At 40.6% G+C, this 20,936-nt stretch carries 22 protein-coding genes; 10 read left to right on the top strand and 12 right to left on the bottom strand.

The window, feature by feature from the left end; all coding sequences use genetic code 11:
• Window positions 1-255: 255 nt before the first annotated feature.
• Complete coding sequence (locus BKD12_RS14770) at window positions 256-1,518, bottom strand: IS110 family RNA-guided transposase (RefSeq protein ID WP_070090119.1); 1,263 nt, start codon at window positions 1,516-1,518, stop codon at window positions 256-258.
• Window positions 1,519-1,799: 281 nt separating this feature from the next.
• On the opposite strand from BKD12_RS14770, the gene BKD12_RS14765 reads away from it, so the two are divergent.
• The 7 genes from BKD12_RS14765 (at window position 1,800) to BKD12_RS14735 (ending at window position 6,655) form a co-directional block, all read left to right on the top strand.
• Window positions 1,800-3,083 carry a DNA polymerase Y family protein gene (locus BKD12_RS14765; RefSeq protein ID WP_176730982.1) on the top strand — a complete coding sequence of 428 codons (1,284 nt, stop codon included), beginning with the start codon at window positions 1,800-1,802 and terminating at the stop codon, window positions 3,081-3,083.
• Window positions 3,084-3,096: 13 nt separating this feature from the next.
• Window positions 3,097-3,414: a hypothetical protein gene (locus tag BKD12_RS14760; protein ID WP_070090118.1), complete on the top strand. Its 318-nt coding sequence runs from the start codon at window positions 3,097-3,099 to the stop codon at window positions 3,412-3,414.
• The gene (locus BKD12_RS14755) at window positions 3,411-3,737 is read left to right on the top strand and encodes a hypothetical protein (protein ID WP_070090117.1); all 327 of its coding nucleotides are present in this window, start codon (window positions 3,411-3,413) and stop codon (window positions 3,735-3,737) included. The genes BKD12_RS14760 and BKD12_RS14755 overlap by 4 nt, the downstream gene beginning before the upstream one ends.
• Before the next feature lie 19 nt (window positions 3,738-3,756).
• The gene (locus BKD12_RS14750) at window positions 3,757-4,338 is read left to right on the top strand and encodes an SOS response-associated peptidase (protein WP_176730983.1); all 582 of its coding nucleotides are present in this window, start codon (window positions 3,757-3,759) and stop codon (window positions 4,336-4,338) included.
• Between the two features lie 273 nt (window positions 4,339-4,611).
• The gene (locus BKD12_RS14745) at window positions 4,612-5,529 is read left to right on the top strand and encodes a DUF4062 domain-containing protein (RefSeq protein WP_070090115.1); all 918 of its coding nucleotides are present in this window, start codon (window positions 4,612-4,614) and stop codon (window positions 5,527-5,529) included.
• 473 nt (window positions 5,530-6,002) lie between these two features.
• On the top strand, window positions 6,003-6,329 hold the full coding sequence (locus tag BKD12_RS14740) for a type II toxin-antitoxin system Phd/YefM family antitoxin (protein WP_083262986.1): 327 nt from the start codon (window positions 6,003-6,005) through the stop codon (window positions 6,327-6,329).
• Window positions 6,326-6,655: a type II toxin-antitoxin system RelE family toxin gene (locus BKD12_RS14735; protein WP_070090114.1), complete on the top strand. Its 330-nt coding sequence runs from the start codon at window positions 6,326-6,328 to the stop codon at window positions 6,653-6,655. The genes BKD12_RS14740 and BKD12_RS14735 overlap by 4 nt, the downstream gene beginning before the upstream one ends.
• A gap of 127 nt (window positions 6,656-6,782) precedes the next feature.
• On the opposite strand, the gene BKD12_RS14730 is transcribed toward BKD12_RS14735, so the two are convergent.
• The 11 genes from BKD12_RS14730 to BKD12_RS14680 form a co-directional block, all read right to left on the bottom strand.
• Window positions 6,783-7,079, bottom strand: a complete 297-nt coding sequence (locus BKD12_RS14730; protein ID WP_070090113.1) for a hypothetical protein — start codon at window positions 7,077-7,079, stop codon at window positions 6,783-6,785.
• A 71-nt stretch (window positions 7,080-7,150) separates the two neighbouring features.
• Window positions 7,151-7,720, bottom strand: a complete 570-nt coding sequence (locus BKD12_RS14725; RefSeq protein ID WP_083262985.1) for a hypothetical protein — start codon at window positions 7,718-7,720, stop codon at window positions 7,151-7,153.
• Window positions 7,717-7,962 carry a hypothetical protein gene (locus tag BKD12_RS14720; protein WP_070090112.1) on the bottom strand — a complete coding sequence of 82 codons (246 nt, stop codon included), beginning with the start codon at window positions 7,960-7,962 and terminating at the stop codon, window positions 7,717-7,719. The genes BKD12_RS14725 and BKD12_RS14720 overlap by 4 nt, the downstream gene beginning before the upstream one ends.
• Window positions 7,963-7,975: 13 nt before the next feature.
• Complete coding sequence (locus BKD12_RS14715; protein WP_070090111.1) at window positions 7,976-8,533, bottom strand: RNA polymerase sigma factor; 558 nt, start codon at window positions 8,531-8,533, stop codon at window positions 7,976-7,978.
• 29 nt (window positions 8,534-8,562) lie between these two features.
• Window positions 8,563-9,057 (bottom strand): AbrB/MazE/SpoVT family DNA-binding domain-containing protein, encoded by a 495-nt coding sequence (locus BKD12_RS14710; RefSeq protein WP_070090110.1) that lies wholly within the window; start codon window positions 9,055-9,057, stop codon window positions 8,563-8,565.
• Window positions 9,058-9,091: 34 nt separating this feature from the next.
• Entirely contained in the window at window positions 9,092-9,781 is a 690-nt protein-coding gene (locus BKD12_RS14705; RefSeq protein ID WP_070090109.1) for a hypothetical protein, read from the bottom strand.
• A 14-nt stretch (window positions 9,782-9,795) separates the two neighbouring features.
• Entirely contained in the window at window positions 9,796-11,868 is a 2,073-nt protein-coding gene (locus BKD12_RS14700; protein WP_070090108.1) for a vWA domain-containing protein, read from the bottom strand.
• Entirely contained in the window at window positions 11,844-12,119 is a 276-nt protein-coding gene (locus BKD12_RS17635) for a helix-turn-helix domain-containing protein (RefSeq protein ID WP_070090107.1), read from the bottom strand. The genes BKD12_RS14700 and BKD12_RS17635 overlap by 25 nt, the downstream gene beginning before the upstream one ends.
• An 11-nt stretch (window positions 12,120-12,130) precedes the next feature.
• Entirely contained in the window at window positions 12,131-13,942 is a 1,812-nt protein-coding gene (locus BKD12_RS14690; protein ID WP_070090106.1) for an AAA family ATPase, read from the bottom strand.
• Between the two features lie 18 nt (window positions 13,943-13,960).
• The gene (locus BKD12_RS14685) at window positions 13,961-14,728 is read right to left on the bottom strand and encodes a hypothetical protein (protein WP_083262983.1); all 768 of its coding nucleotides are present in this window, start codon (window positions 14,726-14,728) and stop codon (window positions 13,961-13,963) included.
• Window positions 14,729-14,814: 86 nt separating this feature from the next.
• Window positions 14,815-15,480, bottom strand: a complete 666-nt coding sequence (locus BKD12_RS14680) for a single-stranded DNA-binding protein (protein WP_070090105.1) — start codon at window positions 15,478-15,480, stop codon at window positions 14,815-14,817.
• Between the two features lie 875 nt (window positions 15,481-16,355).
• Between BKD12_RS14680 and cyaB the strand changes: the two genes are divergently transcribed.
• The 3 genes from cyaB to BKD12_RS14665 all read left to right on the top strand — a co-directional run bounded on the left by cyaB (window position 16,356) and on the right by BKD12_RS14665 (window position 20,723).
• Window positions 16,356-16,919: a class IV adenylate cyclase gene (gene cyaB / locus BKD12_RS14675; protein WP_070090104.1), complete on the top strand. Its 564-nt coding sequence runs from the start codon at window positions 16,356-16,358 to the stop codon at window positions 16,917-16,919.
• A gap of 5 nt (window positions 16,920-16,924) precedes the next feature.
• The gene (locus tag BKD12_RS14670; protein WP_070090103.1) at window positions 16,925-19,246 is read left to right on the top strand and encodes a B12-binding domain-containing radical SAM protein; all 2,322 of its coding nucleotides are present in this window, start codon (window positions 16,925-16,927) and stop codon (window positions 19,244-19,246) included.
• Window positions 19,247-19,796: 550 nt separating this feature from the next.
• Complete coding sequence (locus BKD12_RS14665) at window positions 19,797-20,723, top strand: tyrosine-type recombinase/integrase (protein ID WP_070090102.1); 927 nt, start codon at window positions 19,797-19,799, stop codon at window positions 20,721-20,723.
• Window positions 20,724-20,936: the final 213 nt, after the last annotated feature.

Raw genomic sequence — 20,936 nt, 5'->3', positions numbered from 1 at the left:
GAACCTATTTGGCGCTTACGGAAAGTCCCGGATATGCTAGGGAAGTGAAAAATGTAGCTCTTGTATATGTTAGGAAAATATAAATATTTTCCGATGGAAGAAGAATCCTCTTGACTAAAGAACATATGTTCGACATAATAAAGGAAAAGGAGGCGAATAGTGTGAAAGAAAGTAGAGGCCAGCCGAAAAATGGCGCACTGAAACAAGCTATTGAAGAATAGCCATTTGAAACAGGGTTGATTTTGTTGAGATACGCTAAGAAGCAAGCTGGGACTCTTTTATAAGTCCTTCAGCAATTAAAAGTTTCATAGCCTGCGTGACAGCCTTTTCCTTTTGTCTGTTTTTCAGAGGTTCAGGCATATCAATCTTGTAAAGGTCGGTTGGATTCCATGCTTCTCCCGTAGACAGCATGTGGTAGATAGCCGTGAGGATCATCCGGGCGACCGCAATGATGGCACGTTTTTTACCACGGCGTTTCATGATGCGTTCATATTTGGCTTTGTAGTAAGGAGATTTGTTGGATTTCACGGCTGCATGGGCAACTTGTACCAATGTAGGTTTGAGGTAGACGCCGGCACGTGTGATCCGAACAGATTTCTTCTTACCGGCTGACTCATTATTACCGGGAGTCAGGCCAGCCCAGCAGCATAAACGCTTGGAATTGGAAAACTGTGTCATATCCGTACCGATCTCGGAGATGATTGTAATCGCACTGTTACGATCGACTCCGGGGATGGTACACAGTAACTGGACAGCATTTTCATAAGGTTCGACCAACGAATCGATCATTGAGTCTATATCAGAGATCGTGGATGTGATATAATCCATATGTGCGTGAACGAGACGCATACGATATTTTTGGGATTCAGTCATCTGATACCCCTCGATAGACTCAATGACACTTTCGGACTTCTTTTTGAGTGAACGAAGCAGTCTGGAGGATATTTCTTCGTGGTTGATGGAATTGTCAGACTGTTCGAGAAGGTAATCGATCACAGAGGTGGCTGATTTCCCGAAAATATCGGAAACCACCGAATCTAATGCGACATTACAGACGGTAAGCGCATTCTGAAACCGATTCTTCTCACTGCTTCTGCAGGAAGTCAGTTTATACCGGTATCTCGTAAACTCTCTGAGAATACGGATTGGTTTGCACGGTATATAGCTTCCCGGCACAAGCCCCAGTCTGAACAGATCCCCAATCCATTTGGAATCCTTGGTATCATCCTTGTTTCCTTTGACAGCCTTTACCCATTTGGGGTTGGCGATGGTGACGTTTAATTCATCTTCCAGAAGATTAAACACAGGAACCCAATATTTACCGGTAGATTCCATACAGACATCACGACAGGAGTTATCCAACAGCCATTGCTTAAACTCAAGAATGGAATTGTTGAAGGTGGAGAAGCGTTTCTTCTGATAAGAAGGCTGAACTTCGGAAGTGGTTTTGATGATGGTGGCAACGAGAAAAGATTTGTGAACATCGACGCCACAGCAGGTTTGATAAACAACTTTCATAGGCAAAGCTCCTTTCTGAAAAATAGAGAGAAGCCATTGACTGTTCCACCACACATTTAACAAGAGTTAAAACAATTCTTAGTGTACGGTCTTAGAGAGCCACTTATTTGTGCTTGAAAGGTGAAACTTACACTGATTAATATGCTGTCTAAAACGAGAGAGTTTTTACGACTCGCCTCCCCGTGCTTTGTAGTATAGCTTCTCACTTTTAGTATAGGGCAAAACGTGGAGGAAGTCGAAACTTTCATTACTATTTGTGCCGCCAACTGAAAGGCGGCGGAATGGAGATTAATATGAGCAAAATACAAAAAGTAATCTTTCACATAGATGTTAATTCTGCGTTTTTAGCTTGGGAAGCTACCTATCGTCTCCACCATTTGGGAGGAAAAACAGATCTTCGCAAACAAGTGTCGGTGGTTGGTGGAGATATGGCAATGCGCCATGGAATCATCCTTGCAAAGTCAATTCCGGCAAAGAAATATCGTATAAAAACAGGAGAGACGATCGTAGAAGCAAAACAAAAATGTCCGAATCTCATTCTGGTTCCACCCAATTATGGACTTTATGAACAATGTTCAAAGGCATTTATGGATATATTACGTCAGTACTCTCCAGATGTAGAGCAATACTCGATAGACGAAGCATTTGTTGATATGACAGGGACGGAAAAATTGTGGGGAGATCCAATAACAGCGGCCAATGGAATGAAAGATCGAATTCGTGATACATTGGGGTTTACAGTCAATATCGGGATTTCTGAGAACAAGTTATTGGCCAAAATGGCATCAGATTTCCAGAAACCAGATCAGGTGCATACACTTTGGAAAGAGGAAATCCCGAGCAAAATGTGGCCGCTTCCAGTCAGTGATTTGTTTTTTGTAGGAAGAGCAACGACGAAAAAACTCTTTAAGTTGGGGATTCAAAGTATTGGAGATTTGGCTCATTCAGATCCTGCGTTGCTGAAAATTCATCTGAAGAAACACGGCGAGGTCATTTGGGCATTTGCGAATGGAATGGATGTTTCTGTTGTACAGCCGGAAGCTCCGGCGAATAAAGGATACGGGAATTCCACCACCATTGCTTTTGACGTATCGGATGCATCTACTGCAAAGCTAGTACTTCTTGCCTTGGCAGAGACCGTGGGAACCAGACTGCGAGCAGCAAAGGTACGAGCTGAAGTGATCGCAGTAGGAATCAAGTCTCACGATTTAAGTTACGCCAGTCATCAGATGACCCTGCAGAACGCAACAAATATCACTACCGAGATTCATCGCTGTGCCTGCCGGCTTTTTGATGAATTATGGGATGGAACCGCAATCCGACATTTAGGAATTCATACCAGCAGGGTGAAAGATGGAATGGATATGCGGCAGATTGATATGTTTGATACAACGGATTATGTAAAATTGGAGAAAATGGATGCTGCCGTGGATCAGATTCGAAAAAGATATGGAATTGATTCCGTCATGCGGGCAGCATTTGTAGGGAGCCCGATTGATCATATGTCTGGCGGGATATCGAGGGAGAAAAGGACTGTTGATTATAAAAAAATTGGGGTAGAATAAAGAGGTGGTAAGTATGAGCATGGGGATTGGGACAAATACTCAAAAAGCGGATGAGGGGAAACTGAAAAGAACGGTAGAAGAAATTGCTTGTGGAGTTTGGTTTACAAGTACCGGAGTTGTTATGCCAAAACTGGTCAAGTATCAGGATGAAGAAGGTCTGCTTCATACAATCAGCCAGATTCATGTACTGACACAGGAAAAGAAATATTACTGCGGTATCCCTATCCAGGAATACCGATGTAGTACGGTTTTGGGGAATCAAGAGTATTTATTCCGGCTGTATTACTATTTGGAGAAAAATTGCTGGAAGATTAGTTGGGAAGAGCGATGAAAGAAAAGAGAATTTTGAAATTTTCTGAAGAGGGTTTGCGACAACTTCAGTTTTTTATGGAAGGAATGAGTTTTCCGGTAGCTGTTGCCGCGTATTCGGAACAGGATGTAGGTAAGTTGGAATATTTAGTAAAAATGGTTGATCAGGGGATTATCAAGGGGACAGGAGCACTGTGTGTCTGGTGTATTAGACAACGGATTTCATATCAAATTTTATTCCGAGTATCGATACGTTCCATATTGAAACATCCGGTGCGTAGCTATGACGATTTCCGCCTTCAAAAAATACTAAAGAGATATCAGCAACAGATGATAGGTGAGTAGTGAAATGGAGGAAGAAAAATTGTGCGGAAGATATTATGTGGATGACGAAACAGCAAAGGAAATAGAAAAGGTGATTCGGGATCTGGACCGGAAATTAAAGCTGGAACGCATAGGAGATATAAAGCCCTCCCAGAGAGCCGGTGTTATCCGGGGAAGTGGAGAACATTTGATAATGGATCAAATGAGCTGGGGATTTCCGCGATTTGATGGGAAAGGACTTTTGATTAATGCCAGGGCTGAAAGCGTTTTGGAACGTAAGACTTTCCGGGAGAGTGTGCAGCATAGGCGGTGCGTGATTCCGGCCAAAGGTTTTTATGAATGGGATAAAAGCAAAGAGAAATTCGCATATGAACGGAGAGACGCTTCGGTGCTTTTTATGGCAGGGTGCTATAATTGGTATGAAGATAAGGAGCGTTTTGTAATCCTGACTACGGCGGCAAATCCTTCTGTTGCGCCCGTGCATGACCGGATGCCGCTGATCTTGGAAACAGAAGAAGTGAAGGACTGGGTGTTGGATGATAAGGCAACAGAATTCTTATTACACAAGACGCCCGTATTGTTAAGTGATGGTACGGAGTATGAGCAGATGACGTTGTTTTAATGAGAGCAGATGACGTTGTTTTAATGAGGGTTGTGGTGGGGATGGAAAGAATTTGATATAATTTAGAGAAGCGAAAATTGGAAATTATCGTGTGATCATTGTTAGTATTCTGAAGTGTAAATTCAGTATATGATTTGCAGTTCTTGGAGGATAGAGTATAATAAAGTTAATTAATTATATGAAAGCGCATGGAATTTTATGAAAAACCATGATAGAGCTGAATTAACTCCAAATGGTTCTGTGTATATAAATCTGTTAAAGGAGGAATAAGAAATGGCATTTAAACCGCGTATATTTATAAGCTCTACTTTTAGTGATAACCAAAAAGTGAGAGAACGTATAAAAAAACATTTTAGGGAAATGGGTGCAGAACCGCTTTTGTATGAAAGTAACCTTACGCCATCCACCAAACCTATGACATATCGGAGAGATATATTAGATGCCGATTTTGTAATTCTTATAATGAAAGCTAATTATGGAACAGAAACAGATAGGGGAATATCAGGAACACATGAGGAGTATAGGATTGCTAAAGAAAATCAAATTCCTATTCATGTATATTTAATGTCAAGCGGGGCAACAGATAATGAACTTATCAAGGAGTTGAAAGCAGATCAGGTTTCTTATTACTACTTTAAAACGGACGTTGAATTACTAAAAAGATTAAAAGAAACAAGTTTTATAATAGCTGAAGAAATTTTTTTAAAAAATCTTGCACAAAAAAAGCTTCCTCATTCTACGGTTTGCCAGCTTGCGTACAATGCTGATTATCAACGAGCAATAGATTTGATCCGTACGATTGAGTGCATGAAAAGATATCACATACGATTAAATTATGACTATATAGGAACTACAATTTTTTCGGATTTTATCGAACCAATAATTCGCTATTTTGATCAACAGGAACATGTATTTATAAATTGGAAATTGGATGACGCTTTATCTGGAATGGTTTCAATTGCTGATAAATTTATATTTAATCATGGGCTGGATTATACTGCTATTCCGAAATCATATACTACGTTGCGGGATGAAGTTTTAGGGGAAGTCCCAGTTTGTCGTGTTGAATACATGCGAAATACTGAATTTGGATACGAGGACTACAAGAAGTGGTTAATGGACTTTTTTAAGAAATATGAGGAGTTTAAAAATCTAGTAAAAGAACTTCGGCTTTTTGCCGACTATAATTAATAGGATTACAAAAGTATATAAGGTTTAGCTTCTAAAGGTATTATACAGGGAGAAACTCTTTGTATTTCTGGCGAATGTTTAAGAAGTGGATGCCACATATCTGGTGCTACTTCCAAAATATGAACATCTGGTGGAAGAATTATTTGAAAAGTAGTAGTGCAAATGTAGAAAGTGCCGTCCAAGTGTCTTTCAGAGATGGACGGCATTACATTATGTAAATAGGAGGACCTACGGAGCCGTAGCATATGTATAAGTTGTCTTTGGAAGCGGGAATGATACAATAGAGAAATGGATTAGGTTTACATTATAGCAAAAGGCAAGATAGATATGTTAAAATGCGATGTGGCTCGATTTTGCAAAAGAAAATAAATTGGAAAATAGTAATGATAAAATATAGATAAATATTCTTGTATTGTATTGCACTTTTTGAGAATTCCTTTTATAATGAAAAAAAGAAAAGAAATGAGGTGTTAATGGTGGCAAAGGCAGCAAATATTCTGCATAGTTTAATTCCGATTTCTCAATTTAATAAAGGAAAGGCAGCGCAGATCTTTGACAGACTCCGTACAGAAAAAGAATTAGTCGTATTAAAAAACAACCAGCCTTCCGCTGTGATTTTATCACCGGAAGAATATACACGGCTTACGGAAATCGAAGAAGATTATCGGTTGCTTCTTGAAGCAAACAGCAGGCTTGCTGAAAATGGGGATAAACCGACCATTTCTTTTGAGAGTGTAATTCATGATTTAGGTATTACGGAAGAAGAACTTGATTATGCGGAGGAAGCGGAAATCGAATGACCTGGAGTATTGAATTTTTAGAAGAAGCAAAAAAAGATTTGAAGAAGCTGGACCATTCTGTACAACTCCAGGTTTTAAAAGGTATCCGCAAAGTGGCGCAGAATCCTCTCCCAGTGCAAGAGGGAGGATATGGAAAACCTTTGGGTAATAAGACAGGAACAAATTTGACAAACCTTTTGAAAATCAAGTTCCGGGATTTGGGGATTCGAGTTGTATATAAGACCATGCGGGTGGATGGGATTATGAAAATCATTGTGATTTCTGCGCGATCAGACGAACAGGTTTACAAAGAAGCTGGCAGACGCAGGGAAAAGCATGATATATAAGAGGTAGAGATAAGGAGCAAACATGGAAAGAGCCGTCCAAGATGATTGGGCGGCTCAAAGTTTTTTTGCATGACACGTTAGTGCCTTGTTGTTAAATATGAACATTTGGGGTTATTCTGATGCAAGTCTATTTTTCATATGAGGTTTTTCCGTTGAAACATAAGATTTCCTTCTCTTTTTGATTCTTTGCGAAGTCTGTAATTTCCTGTACAGAAATCTCCCATTCATGCCAGTCTCCACAGACAACAGCCGTTGCCGAAAAGGCTCTCAGATAGCTACACTCTTTTTCATCTGGAGTCTGGTGTTCACCGTCTAGGGTTGCTTCGTATGCAGTTTTCATTGCTTCATATACGACAGGATATTCCAAAGAGACGACGGGATCAATAAGCCCATCGGCATATCCGTGTAAAATCCATATTTTCATATCTAATCTCCTTTTAAAAAGGGATTGCAACCTTAGCAATCCCCAGAAATAAATGTTATTTTAGTATTCATTTATGGACAGGTGTTTGGTTTGGTGCTCTGAACAGGAATGGTATCCTCATAGGGCCGCGGAGCCAGATATTGGATAAATTTCCATCCCAGATCCAGTTCTCGGTGGATCCAATTCCCATCTGTAAAAACCTGTCGTGTAATCCGGTTGTAAAGAATGGGCTCCTGTTCTGGGTGCTCCAGATCATAGACCAGACAGGTTTCAAAATCAATGTAAGGCCAGAGTGCTGTTTGAATCTGTTCTTTCAGATCCATAACAAGAGGATACAGTTTGTCCACAGAATACGTCTGGTTGATACAGCGTGACATTTCGGGGACGAGCCCGGAGTCCTGTATGGCCCGATTGATTACATGGATCTGTATTTCATCAGATATGTAGGGGTTTTTAAGTAGGTTCTGGGACAGCAATGTGCAGATATAGGTTTTTGCTGTCTGGCTGATCTGCATTTTCAGACGGAAATAATCGTCACGATATCTGGACCAAAGCAATTCACGAGGAACACATTCCCGATTCTTCTTAAGTGTGGAGAGCAGCTTTTGCAGGCTGCTCTCTATTTCTTGTAATTGATTCAAGCGCGGATCACCTCAGCTTTCGGGACAAGATTCGTTACATGATAGATGGAATTGCCGGTTTCAAATACGATACTGGTTTCAGAGACTTCCCATATCGTTTGTACAGCAGATGTTGTAAGAAGACCAGTTTTGCATGAAATCCAGGCACGGTCTCCGACTCGTAAAGGAAGACACAGATGACCGGTCAGTTCTCTTCGCCGTTTCAAAGTTTCAGGGAAGTGTATGATTTTTCGTTCTTTCATAGGCGGCCTCCTTTCATGCGATATGCATGTCATGACCTGTTTGCCGCGGTGCCATTAAGCGAAGACGGTACCGGGCAATGGTTTTACGGATATGCGCCATACTGGTTTGAAGCTGTGCTGCAATTTCTTTATAGGAATATCCGTCTGCCATCATGAGTAAAATACTCCGGTCCTGAGCGGTCGCGTAAGATAGCAATTCACAAAGAATTTCATGATCTAGTAGCTGGTCTTCAATCGTTGATGTCCGACCTGGCAGCATCTGGTTCAATTCTGCAATGTGATTTTCATCCTGAAAAGCAACCGTAATGGCTTTCCGCTTGGAACGGTTCACATAGCGGTTATATTCGGATAAGGAATGTAGCATCCTTGTCCATGCAATCGTAGAAAAAGAGTAATCCTGTAAAGGTTCCAGGGATACGTATTCCTGGACTGCCAAAAGATAACCAAAGACCACAACATCGTAATAATCGTCTTCACTGAGATGAAAGTGGGTCAGAAACCGGTAGATCATATCGTGGTGTACTTCTGCAAAAGATCGCTCTTGCTCTGTGAGTTTATGGATTTTTCTCATATTTTTCTCCTTTTTTGTTTGAATAGTATTTAGTTTTCATTCGGGGTACTGATTAATTTAGCGATCAGTCTGGCGCAGGCCCGCTCCGATTCCGTGATTTTACGCCGGCCTTTGATGATTATAAGCGCACAAGGCTGCCAGAATTTCTCTGACACAGGCAGCGGAATCAAGGTATCTACCATTGAAACAGGCGTGTTGGTGAGATAGACGGCGGCAGGAAAGATCTGCTCCTTGCCGGAACGGATCTGTTCTTGAAGCGTCGCTGATACTGCAGCACCGTCGGAAAGAAATACCCCTTTGGAAGCAATTACCTGATCATCCGTACAAAGAACTACGCCGCAGTGGATGACAGAGTATAAGAGATTCAGGTACTTTTTAACAGTGAGATCTCCAAGTGCGGTATCCTGATACTTTGTCAAATAGAGTCCGTTATCAACGGTGCGGATTTCCAGCATATCGCCGTTGGAGAGGCCCATTGTCTCGCGAATCTCATGAGGAATGATAATACGTCCTTGGGAATCCATTGTTCGAGTCATTGCTGGTTTCATTTCTTCCTCCTTAAGCCACGTGAGGATTTTGGTTTAATTCATTGAGAGAAGTATGATTTTGACGCTGGCTGATTGCATCCTGCAGGGCGTGTTTTCCGTTGGTAATCAAAGAAGGGCCAATGGTTGCCTCCCAAGTATGGATATAACGAACAACACGGTTCAGTAGATGAAACATGTCGGAATCGGTAAGGTAGATTCCGATTTTTGCTTCAGACTGAAAAGAACCTTTCTGCATGTAGGTTCCGCCGTTGGCGTTATTTACCGGGATTCCACGGCCGTTTTCTATGGAGATGATCCAAGGGATCCGCTGGGGTTTCCCGTCATAGGTAAGAGTCGCCCTCACAATGCTTAATTTCGTCACTTTGGCAAAACCATTTTGATCCCGCTCCCCAAAGATTTTGTCCTGGGAGAAGGAGAACTCCGGTATTCCTGCATAGAGACGGGAATAGATAAATTCCAGATCGTCCGGAGAGAGATTTGCCGATGCAGTAATCGTTCCAGCACCCTTGCCATTGGAATAGTCCAAAAGGCGAAGTCCGATCAAAGAGCGAACCTTCCGGTTGCGTTCGTAATACTCTCCATTTGCATGTAATTGTGCGTAATTGGCGACCGGGGCAATTTTAAGTTTGTCGTAAAAAGCCACTAGCTTGCGGTCAGTTTTGACGACACTGATCTGTGTCGATATGTAAGATTCATTCATAATTTCCCTTCTTTCTAGGTAATGTACTGTGTGATAAGCTGTGGTAACAGTTTTGGTAATTTGTTAAGGTCCGTAATATCCAGAAAGCCATCCCCGTAGATCCGTTTGATCCGTTCCTTGTCTGAGCCGATTGCGGCGGCAAACAGGATAATACCTTTTTGGTGGTATTCTTTTTTGATCGCCCGAAGATCAGCCTCCGCATCCGTGCCATAATATCTGGTACCGGCAGGTTGGCCATCAGAGATGAGGATTAAGAGTTTCAATTCTTCCGGACGTTTTCGCAGATGTTCTGCCACAAAGCGGAGTGCAGCACCATCCCGGTTTCCGGATCTGGGGGCCATATCCATCAGACGATAGCGATCCTGATTATCTACGGAGTTATACTCAGCATAGGAATATAACTGTACGGTATCGCAATCATCTTCCGTGTGACCATAAATGGTGATCGGAATATTCAGGGACCGGCAGAAATCGTAAAGGATAATTGCTGTTTGGTTCGCCATTGGAAGTCGTGCTGCGCTTCGCATAGAGCCGCTTTCATCAATGAGCAGTGCCACCGCCAGTTCTGAGGGATCACCTGGCAGCCGGGTGCGGGAAAAATAACCTCCATCGTTGTGATAAAGGTTCCTTGGTTCCAGACGCCTTCCATATACCAGATGATTCAGTTTTTCACCGTTTCTCTTCTTGTCCAGGATTTCTTTGACGGATTGCTGTAACCGGCTGGAGATATCAAGAAGTGGTGCTGCTATTGCTTCGTAGTTTTCTATGAGATGTTGGGGAACTTGAGTAATCCGGTTGATATGGATATGAATTCCTTTATGAATATTGCCATAACGGATTGCATGAGACTCTTTTTGGAGTTCTTCTGAAAGAGCCTCCTCGTACTCCAATTCAGCAAGACTTTTTGCAAGTTTGGTCAGTACGTTTTGAATGTCTTTTGCGGCAGTTTCATAACCAGAACCGGCGTAATCAAAATGATAAGAGATTCCCGGATGACTGCCGACGGATGAGTCGGACGTTTTTTCCAGGGCAATGCGCCCGGTTTCTTCCTGGAGAATCTCTTGTACTTCATCCCGGCCTTTCTGAAGTGTGGAGTCACTAATTTTTGCCTTCTTTTTGTTTTTGGGACGTCCCTTTTTTTGAGATAAGGGCGGACCGTTTACGATCTGTTGATCGAGTGTTTGGGATAATTCATCGCTGAACTGATCGAAATTACCGGAGCGGTCACTTTCTTTGGCCGACTGGATCAAAGGTTTGATATAGTCCCAAAGGACAACAAGAATTTCATTTGCAGCCTGAAAGCGTTTCAGTGGATCCGTTTCATATATGCAATCGGTAACAAAAGTAAGACACTCATGGAACGCATCCAGATATTCGCCCTGATAGCCTGTGACATTATTGATGTCCCCGGCTTTGCAGTATTGGATGAACAGGTTGGCAATGATCGAAAAGCCCTGGTAGTTATCGTCCATCTGCTTTTGAATCGAAGGGATCTGTTCTGCAAATCGGTCGTTGTTCAGATTAATGCCCTGGCGGATACTGCCCGGATACTCCTGGCACATTCTGGCTTCGATATAAACATCCTCGAAGATATTGATAAGCTGGGCCGCCAATTTTGCTAAGGTTAAGCAAGCGGCCTTCTGGTCAAAGGCCTCCGTTAATTCTTGATAATTGGAAGTGTGACTGGATACAGAAAGCGTTGGTTCGCCCGGATAAAAGCCGCCATTTTCCAGTGTTTGGAGATAAAGTGCTGCGGCTGTAAAGTCCGTAAAAAGCATATGTCCACATTCATGTCCGGTCATACCAGTGAGGCTTAGAGATTTTAAAAGCCGAGTGGGAAAACTGGAGGTGATGGTGTTCGCTGCATTTATGTGAATGGTGATGTTGTTTGTATATGCCACATGAGCCGTTTCACGTTCATCCCAGTCCATGACAACATGAACGCCAGTCCGGTACCGCCTGGTAATTCCTTCCGCAATCCTGCTCTGATAATCAGCATAGGCGCTGGAAGCAAACAGTGCCTGATCCGTAATTTCGCTGGATTTTTCTAAAATCCGTTTTTTCAGCAATCGATAATCTGCACGCAAGATGAATCTCCTTTCGCTAAGTCTTTGGTGAGCAGCCGTTCCATGGGGATCCCAAAGTAGCAGGATACCTGATAGACCGCATAAGCAGTCGGGGCTGCACGGTTCGATTCATACATACTGACAGCATACTTAGAAAGGCAGAGCCTTCTCGCGAGCGCTTTCTGGGAAAGCCGATGTTTGCGTGTGCGTCGTATATATGAAAGATTCTTTGAGAAATTTGTCTGGATTTCGGACTCTGATAATGGATGCATAGAAACCCTCCTTATGCTGCGAGATATGGCGTTATGCAGGCGGTTTCAATTTCACTTCGACAGGACGAATCGGAAGAGGCGGAGGATAAAACCGTGTATTTTGCTGCCTCGGAAATGTCTTCGATGATCATGTAAGACTGTACCCATGCGATCAGCTCACGAACTCCACAACAGCCATCGCGAATCGCGGTTTCCTGGCAGTATTCATGGATTTTACGTACAATCTGTGCCATCTTTCGTACCGCAGTGGTATCCTTACATCCGGTAATGCCCATGACACGTTTGACCAATGTTTCTTCATCTGGCTCCTCCAGGTCAATGACAAGATTCATTCTGGAGATGATGGATTGGTTCATCGCACGGCAGCCGGCATAATCCACGTTGGTTGTGATGACGATGACGGTATCTGGATGCCGTTCTACGGTTTCACCGGTGGGAAGCGTGATCGATTTGCACTGATCCAAAAGGCCGTTTAGCCCTACCAGGACTGCCGGGTTTGCAATACAGCTGGGTTCCTGCAGTTCCAAGACATACCCGTTTCGGATCGCTTCCACAAGAGGGGTGTCCACATAGTGAAAAGAATGGGTTCCATTTCCTGCAGAGACAGAATGTTCTCCGTCTTGACGCACTTTTTCCAGTAAGGTTTTATAGACGGTAAATTCGTCAATCTCATCTTCATAAGTCCCGGTCAGCATATAATAGGCGCTTGCCGGATCCATCTGAAGGTCTGTAAGAGATGGATAAGAAACGTCGCCGTCTTCCTGGGGTTCTTCCGTTGCGGGCAGAATCTGACCTATCAGGTCAAAGACTTCCGTGTTTGCAGAACAGGTAATGAACCGATAAGGAAGATGGAGGGCTGCGGCAATTGCTTTGGCGCCTTCGGTTTTTCCAGTGCCTGCCGGACCACGCATCATAAAGTTACGCATGGCATGAGCGGTCCCGGTCGTTTTTTTGGCATGTTCACAGATCATTTTGATCGCCGGAGGAATCAGATACCAGTCCGGGAGATCCGGCACAGAAAGTTCTTCCTCTGGTGTGAGTACCCGTGACTCATCCAGGATATACTGGCCGACAAATTGATTCTTGGGGATGGCGACCGCTTGGGTACCCGAGCTATTTCCATCCGTGAGGATTTCAAACGTTCCGGTCAGAATATTTGTTGGTAAATAGGTGCCGTTCCTGACATCCAAAGGCCGGATGGGAGGAATGGTTCCGCCTGCCGGAATCTGCACATGTACACCGGCAGCACCAAGACGATCCGCATATGTGATGCGTCGATACATATTGTCGCACATTAATGCGGCGGCCCGGCTGGTCTCATCCGGATCCGAAAATCCAGTATTCGCCTGTTCCTTATAATCCTGGTAAGCTTGGTTGAACTCAGCATCTCCAAGAAACGTTGGGATCAGAGCGAAAAACAGGGCCGTGCCGTTGTTTCCGGTTTCGCTGTAAGAATAAGCGGTGGGCCTACTGGTTGGGATAATGGGATCGGAATAGCGGCCGGCTTTAAAGGTGCCGGTATTTCGATTGTAAATGACAACCTGTACCTCGCCATTGCTGCTGGGATATTCGGCAATTGTAAAATCATTTCCTTGGCTGCCGATGGCCCCTTGATGTGTGCGCCCTATTGGCGTATTGCCCTGTTCCAACTCCAGATAAGTTTGAATGGCCCGCATTGCCAAGGGGTGAATCGTTGACCTTCGGACACTGCCCTGAAAGTAACTTGAGGATACGTCAGACCGCTTTAGTAAGGATTCGTCGAAAGAATCAAAAGGCGGGATATGACGCCGCTCCCAGGACCATCTTTCATATAAGTTACTCATTTCATATCACCTTCTTTCTTAATTTGGCCAGGATAATACCAGGGTATTTCCGGTACTATTGACACGTAATTCATTCTGTTCAAAGATTTCCGTAAGCGTATCCCAATACTTTCGGGAGGGGAAATTAGAAAATCGTTCCTTAATGATGGGGGTGTCCTGATCCATAATGTATACATCCCCATTTTCATTGATGGAAAGGCTGGTATAACCTCTTGCGTTCAGATCCGTAATGACTTCCTGCAGAACGTTTTTTCCGATTAGTTCATACCAGGATGCACAGTCAGTTGCGGGTTCCGGCCTGCTTTCCTCCTGTTCCGGGCCGGATGAGCCGGTCAGATCTTGGATGATCAAAAGCTGGAATCGGATGCTGCCGTAAGTATCCAGATGTATCTCCGCATGGGTATAATCGCCAGCTTGTATTAGCTGAATACGGATTGGCTGTCCGGATAGAAGCCGGCTGATATTGGGTTTCTTTTCCCAGTCCCAGGTGGCTTGAGGATACGCAGATCTCAATTTGTCGGTAATCCGATGACTGATCTGACAGATGAGAGCCGTCGCAAGGGGATCTGCTTCATTCCTAACAGGCAGGTGCCTTTTCTTTGGATCATTTAAGAAAAACTTCTTCCACCTTGCAAAAGGAATCCGGGGAAGAACTGAAAGGAGTAGAGTCCCCAGAAGCCCAATCAGAATAACAGCAAGAAGAATTCTCTGGTCCAGATTTGACGCAAATAGCACCAGTGCGAATACAACACCCACAAAGATTTTAAAAAATGTCATACTTTTCATACGTTTCATTCTCCTTAAAAAAAGAGGAATTGTTTTGGGCGAGCCCTGATCCAATTCCTCTGTGATAATCCATGATTCTTTTTGGTTTAGTTAAACGGTAGATGTTCCTGGGGAACCCCGTCAAAGCCGCCGGAATAGTACTCACTACTGCCATTGGGAGCATAGCCATAATTGTTGCTGAAATTCTGATTTGGATTTCCATAGTTATTTCCGGGAGCAGTAGTACCAGACGCACCGTTGGGATAGCTTCCGTTCATAGTCTGATCGCTGCCGGAACGCCCATTTGGTCCGTTATGACCTGTATAAGCGCCGCCAGACATATTTCTGTTGGGATTGCTATTGTTGTGTCCATTCCCATTTGTGTAATTGCTACTTTGAGTGTTCCCATTTTGCCCTTGATTTGAGTTCTGCCCGGAAGCCTGCCGATTCGAAAGACTGAATTCCCAGCTTTCTACGTAGCAGTTCAAATTCAGACCCGGCTGGCCGGCCTTTTCGCCTTGCTGATATGTAAAGGCGTTTGCCTTTAAGTCTCCACGGATCTGCAGGCAAGAGCCTTTTACTACTTTCGCTTTGAGCAGTCGGTCGGCCAGGGCCTTGTTAAAATAGCACTGCACGAAGATGGCGTTTTCTTCTCCGTCCGGGCTATACTGTGGCACAGCGATATCAAGCGAGATATATTCTGTACCGGCTCTGGACTGTTTCATTTCTGGGTTTGTTGTAGGCCTTCCTGAAAAAATAGTAAATAGTGACATACTGATTCTCCTTTCTGCCTTCTGGCAATCAAATATTTTTGTGAAATAAAAAAAGTGCCATAAAAGGCGAATTACGCCAATTTATGACACTAATTTCCAAACATAAACTACATGTGCCTGGGCCCCGGATAAAGGGGGCAGAGTCCCTTTCGGGAAAGCACAAGATCTTGATATATAATAATAGTAACACAATATATAGATGCGGTCAACAAGTATAATTCTATATATAGTGCGTGGTGAAGCCTGGAAGGAGGCGGCAGTAAGGGGGAAAGGTTCTATCAGCATCGTTACGTTCTTATTGTTGATATTTGTATAAGTTAATCTTCTGCCATTAGGGAATGCCCATCGGCAGTTGTAGATAAAAGGCTAATTATGCATAAAAAAGGTCGATTTGTGTAGCCTGGTTGCGATTATTTGTGAGAAGCTCTTAGTCTTTAATGGGAAAAGAGGGATAGGGATGGAGTGAAGTATTAGCAATTTGATTTACACATACAAAACAAACAGAAGAGAGAGGCGATTTTGGCTTAATGATCAATAAAGATAAAATATATCATTGGTGTGGATTAAAAGACAGTTAGACGGCTTCTATCGAATGGGTTGTTTATAGATTTTTGGCGATATTACAAATAAGAGTTAGAAAACATAATAAAAGTGTGTTCAATAATAGAAATTTATAGTATAATGAAAAAAATTGTAATGATGGAGAAGCAGAATTAAAATTTAGAAAAATAAGACGAAGAAAATAAGGGCAATATCAAAATACGAGATGTTATGTAATGAACTATATTAGAAATAATAACAATATAGTAGTTACGGAAGATTTCTATAGTAACAGAAAACTAATTTATTAGCTAAAAATAATGGAGGTATGAAATTTGAATGCGAAGGAAATTGAAATAAAATTGCAAATAGATGAAGAAAAATACTGTAGATTAATAGAACTATTAAAAGAGTGGGGAAATTTAACTGAGGAAAAACATCAAATTGATATTTATTATTCTCCAGAAAAAGAAAGTTTTTATAACGCTGGAGATCGCTGTCTTAGAATTAGGACGGAAGGTATAAAATCCATTTTAAGTTATAAGCAAATTTATGATGAAAATACTAGCAAACAATTTATTGAAGAATTTGAAACAAGTATCGAAAATCCAAATATGATGGATAGAATTTTAAGAGCTCTAAAATTTCGGAGTGAAATTACAATAGATAAATATCGAATCGAATATCTCATAGATACAAGATTTAAGGTTGCATTAGATAAAGTTAAAAATTTGGGATGTTTTATTGAAATTGAAAATATTAATGAAATTGAAACATTGGAAAAAAGGAACCAAGCTTTGATAGAATTTGCCAAAGAGCTTTCTCTAGATATTTCTCAACGTAACATAGAAGGCTATTCTAATATGATGTTTAGAAAAAATATTAAAAATGAGGACTGAAGTAAATGTTTAATTTAGCTTTATCGGCATTAGTTGGTGTTCTTGCGGCAAAGATATTTGATGGCGGTAAACGGCAAAAAAAGCCACTAATTATATATATATTTGTGATTATAGTTGTTGTATTTTTAGCGATAATATATGAAATGCTAGGAAAACTCAAAAATGTACCCGCTTTTTATGAAAGAATATCTCTGTTAATTGCTGGCTTTGAAAATAACATTTTGCTTCAAGGTTTTGTGTGCGTAGTTCTTATAATAAGTATAGTTTATGTTGATGCACAAGATTCTAAGGTTTTACCTTTTGAAAAGTATAGCAAAAAAATTATAGAATTTACTAAAAGAGCACAGGAAAATAGTATCATTAAAATAGCTGCAGGTGATATGGATTTTTTTGGTAGCACTGAGTTTAAGAACGCAAAAAGCGCACAATTAATGGATAATAGTCCGGAATACAAACAGTTGCTTGAATTACAGAAAAATTTGAATGGATTAAAGCTAGAAATATTATGCAGTCATGGACTCGATAAAGAGCCAGAATTATTTCATGCAATTGTTAATAATTCAACAACTCCAAAGCTATTATATAGTAAATATAGAAATGAAAATCGATTGGCTAATTCAACTTTTCAGCAGCTTCTTAGGATAGGAAGAATAAAAAAAGATTTTAGAAGTTCTGTTGAAATTCATTTTTATAGCGAAACAAATCAAGATAGGGGGTTTAGAGCTCGTTTTGTCGATAACGCTGGAATCGTTTACCGGAAAGAAGTAGAACATTCAAAAAAAACATTCATAAGAAAATCATCTTTCCCTTTTGTTGCTCGTGTTACAACATCAGAGAATTTATATTCTATTAATAATTTGAATGAGCAAGAATATGCATACTATGAAGAAATGTTTTCTTTGAAATGGAAATCATGTGATATAAATATATGTCAAAAAATTGTGTCATTTTGTGAGGCATTATATCGATTTGTTACTAATAATGCACCTCGCTTTCATATGGCACTTGTTTATGTTAATTCCTATGAAATAGCGCGTAAAGGGAAAAGAAGGAAAGAATTTCCTCCTTTCGGAGTTATGTATTTAGCAGCGTGTGTCAGACAAAATCCAGATTGGGATGTTAAGCTTATATCAGTTGATAATAATACTACGCCAAAGGAATTAGAATCTTGGGTTAATTATGATGTGATAGGGCTCAGTATTATTTCATCATATTCATATGACATACTAAAACATTGCTATAATGCAAGTCATAAGAAAATTGATGTAGTGACAATTGTAGGTGGATATCAGGCAGAAATATTTGTGAATAATGTTTTTCAAGACTTTGATGCAGATATAATCTTCAAGGGAGAGGGCGAGAACAATATTCAAAAGTTTTGTGAACATTATGAAGATAGGAACTATGCGGCGATTGAAGGCATAATTTATCGCGGAACTGATAAAAATATTTATGCAACAACAGGATCATTGTGTGTAGATATAGATAAAATACCATTTCCTGCTAGAGATTTACTTCCGGAAGAAGATGTAGTGATGACAGATCGTTTGGCAGGCACCGAATTAAGAATGGTGCATATGTTGTTTAGTCGCGGATGCATTTATAATTGCTTCTATTGTGCAGCAGGTCAAGATAATAGAATTAGGGAAATTCGATACCGAAATAAATTTAAAATAGTAGAAGAACTTCAAATGCTTAAAAATCTATATTCAATAGATGGATTTTCTATTATTGATGATTGTTTTTTGACAGATCAAGAAAAAGCAATAGAGATATGTGATTATATCGCTGATCAAAATTTGAATTTAAAATGGTCTTTAGCTGCAAGAGTGGATAGTATTAATGATGAAGTGCTTACAGCTTTGCGTAAATCCGGTTGCATCGAAATAAAATTTGGTGTGGAAACGGGAAGTGATTTGTTGTTAAAAAAAATGAATAAAGGAGAAACAGTCAAACAGGCAGAAGATGCAATAAGAATGACGAAAAATTATGGGATTAATGTAAAACTTTTTATTATTACTGGATTGCCGTTTGAATCGAATGATACACATAGGCAAACAAAAGAATTTCTTGATAAAATGTATTTAGATAAACTGGTTGATCGGATTTCTTTATTACGTTTTACTCCCTTAGCAGGCTCATATATTTATAGTCAGCCTGATCAATTTGAGGTAAATAAGAGTTCATTAGGTAGTAAAAACTTCAGTAAAGTCAGTCTGTATAGAAAATCTTCTGATTGGTGGACGGACAAAACAAGGTTTAAAGATTGTGAACGTTGGTATAAAGATATGAGAAAATTTATTGATGAACGCTGGTCCGATGCATAAAAACTAAGGTAAAATGATTTGGAAGAATATTTAAACGAACTAATTTAAAGGATTCAGGGAATATAGAACCACAGGCATATCTAGGTAGTGATGGAAAAGATGTCTGTGGTTTTGTATGATTAAGGAAAGATATAGTTTTTGTATTTGTTTTATTCTGGGTTTCTCTAAAAGAATGACAACATATCTATTTAAATTTGTAAAAGATGGGGGTTAATGTTTACAGATAAACCAACAGGGAACTTGGATCTCAAATCTGGAGATGTTGAGATTTCTACTTTGAAACAGATCAATCAAAATATAGATAAAACGTGTAATACTTGATAACTTGAGAAAAGATACAGATGAGTAAATTTTCCTCAAAATATTTTTTTGGAATGAAAGAGCCGTAGTAAATTCAACCAATATCGTCCATATACTTGATTAAATTTAATGATTTGTGAAAAGATCCGTCAGTTTTTTTGCCAAAAAGTGTTAGTTATTATAGAAGGGATTAAACTTTGCAAAAGAGAAATATGCTACACTACTCCAAAAAGACATGGAGGAAAAGCATATGAATCAGACGGATCAGATAAGAAAATATCTGGAATATTGCAAATTCAGAAAAGAATTGGACGAAAAGACGATAAAGGCCTATCGGATAGACCTGGGACAATTTGAGGATTATGTTTCTAATATTGGGAAAGACAGTCCGGACAAAGAAGTTATCGAAGACTTTATTACGTTATTGCACAAGAAATTTAAGCAAAAGACAGTAAAGCGAAAAATAGCTTCTTTAAAAGCATATTACAACTATCTAGAAGAAAAAGAAATTATTGAGCATAACCCATTTAGAAAAATCAAAGTGAAATTTAAAGAGTTAAAACTCCTTCCCCGCATCATTCCACGTGAGGAAATAGAACAGCTTTTAAATTATATGTATACCCATAGAGACAAGAGAAGCGAAAGGACTTACAAATTTTGGCTTAGGGATATCGCGGTAATCGAAATGTTTTTTGCTACTGGTGCGAGGGTATATGAGATATCCAATATACGAGCCGACAATGTAGACTTAAGCAGCGGTTTGATCAGGATCATGGGGAAAGGTGGAAAAGAACGTTATATTCCGGTTGTTACAAAAGAAATATTAGAGATACTACAAGAATACTATACACATAATATAGAGGCAATAAAGGCCAGCGGATTCTTTTTCGTAAACAGTAGGGGCGAAAGGTATACGGAACAGTCGATCCGGTTAATGCTGAAAAAGTACACCAGGTTGGCCGGCATTGAACGGAACATAACCCCTCATATGTTCCGTCATTCATTTGCCACTTATCTGATTGAAGAGGGCATAGATATCAGTTGCGTTCAGAAGATTTTGGGACATAGCTCGATTAAAACTACGCAGATTTACATTCATGTTGCGGCTAAAAAGCAGGCAGAAATGTTAAAAGGGATGCATCCAAGAAATCAAATGAATATAGAAAGAGCTGCTTAGATCAACGGAGGTTCAGGATAACTGCAGAGCAAATGACCGGCTTGATTAGGGCGGTCTTTTTGGCGTATAAAAAAGAGGTATGAGTATGCAAAACAGTAGTTGATCAGATGCAGAAAAATAGTAACAAAAGCGGTATAAAGACTTGAAATTGTATGGCGAGAGATAAAATGATTTGGTACAATAAATAGTAAAGGATAATACCTTATTATCCTT

The organism is Merdimonas faecis (assembly GCF_001754075.1).
Lineage (GTDB): Bacteria > Bacillota > Clostridia > Lachnospirales > Lachnospiraceae > Merdimonas > Merdimonas faecis.
The sequence above is the reverse complement of the archived record's forward strand: the minus strand, read 5'-3'. Positions and strand labels throughout refer to the sequence as shown.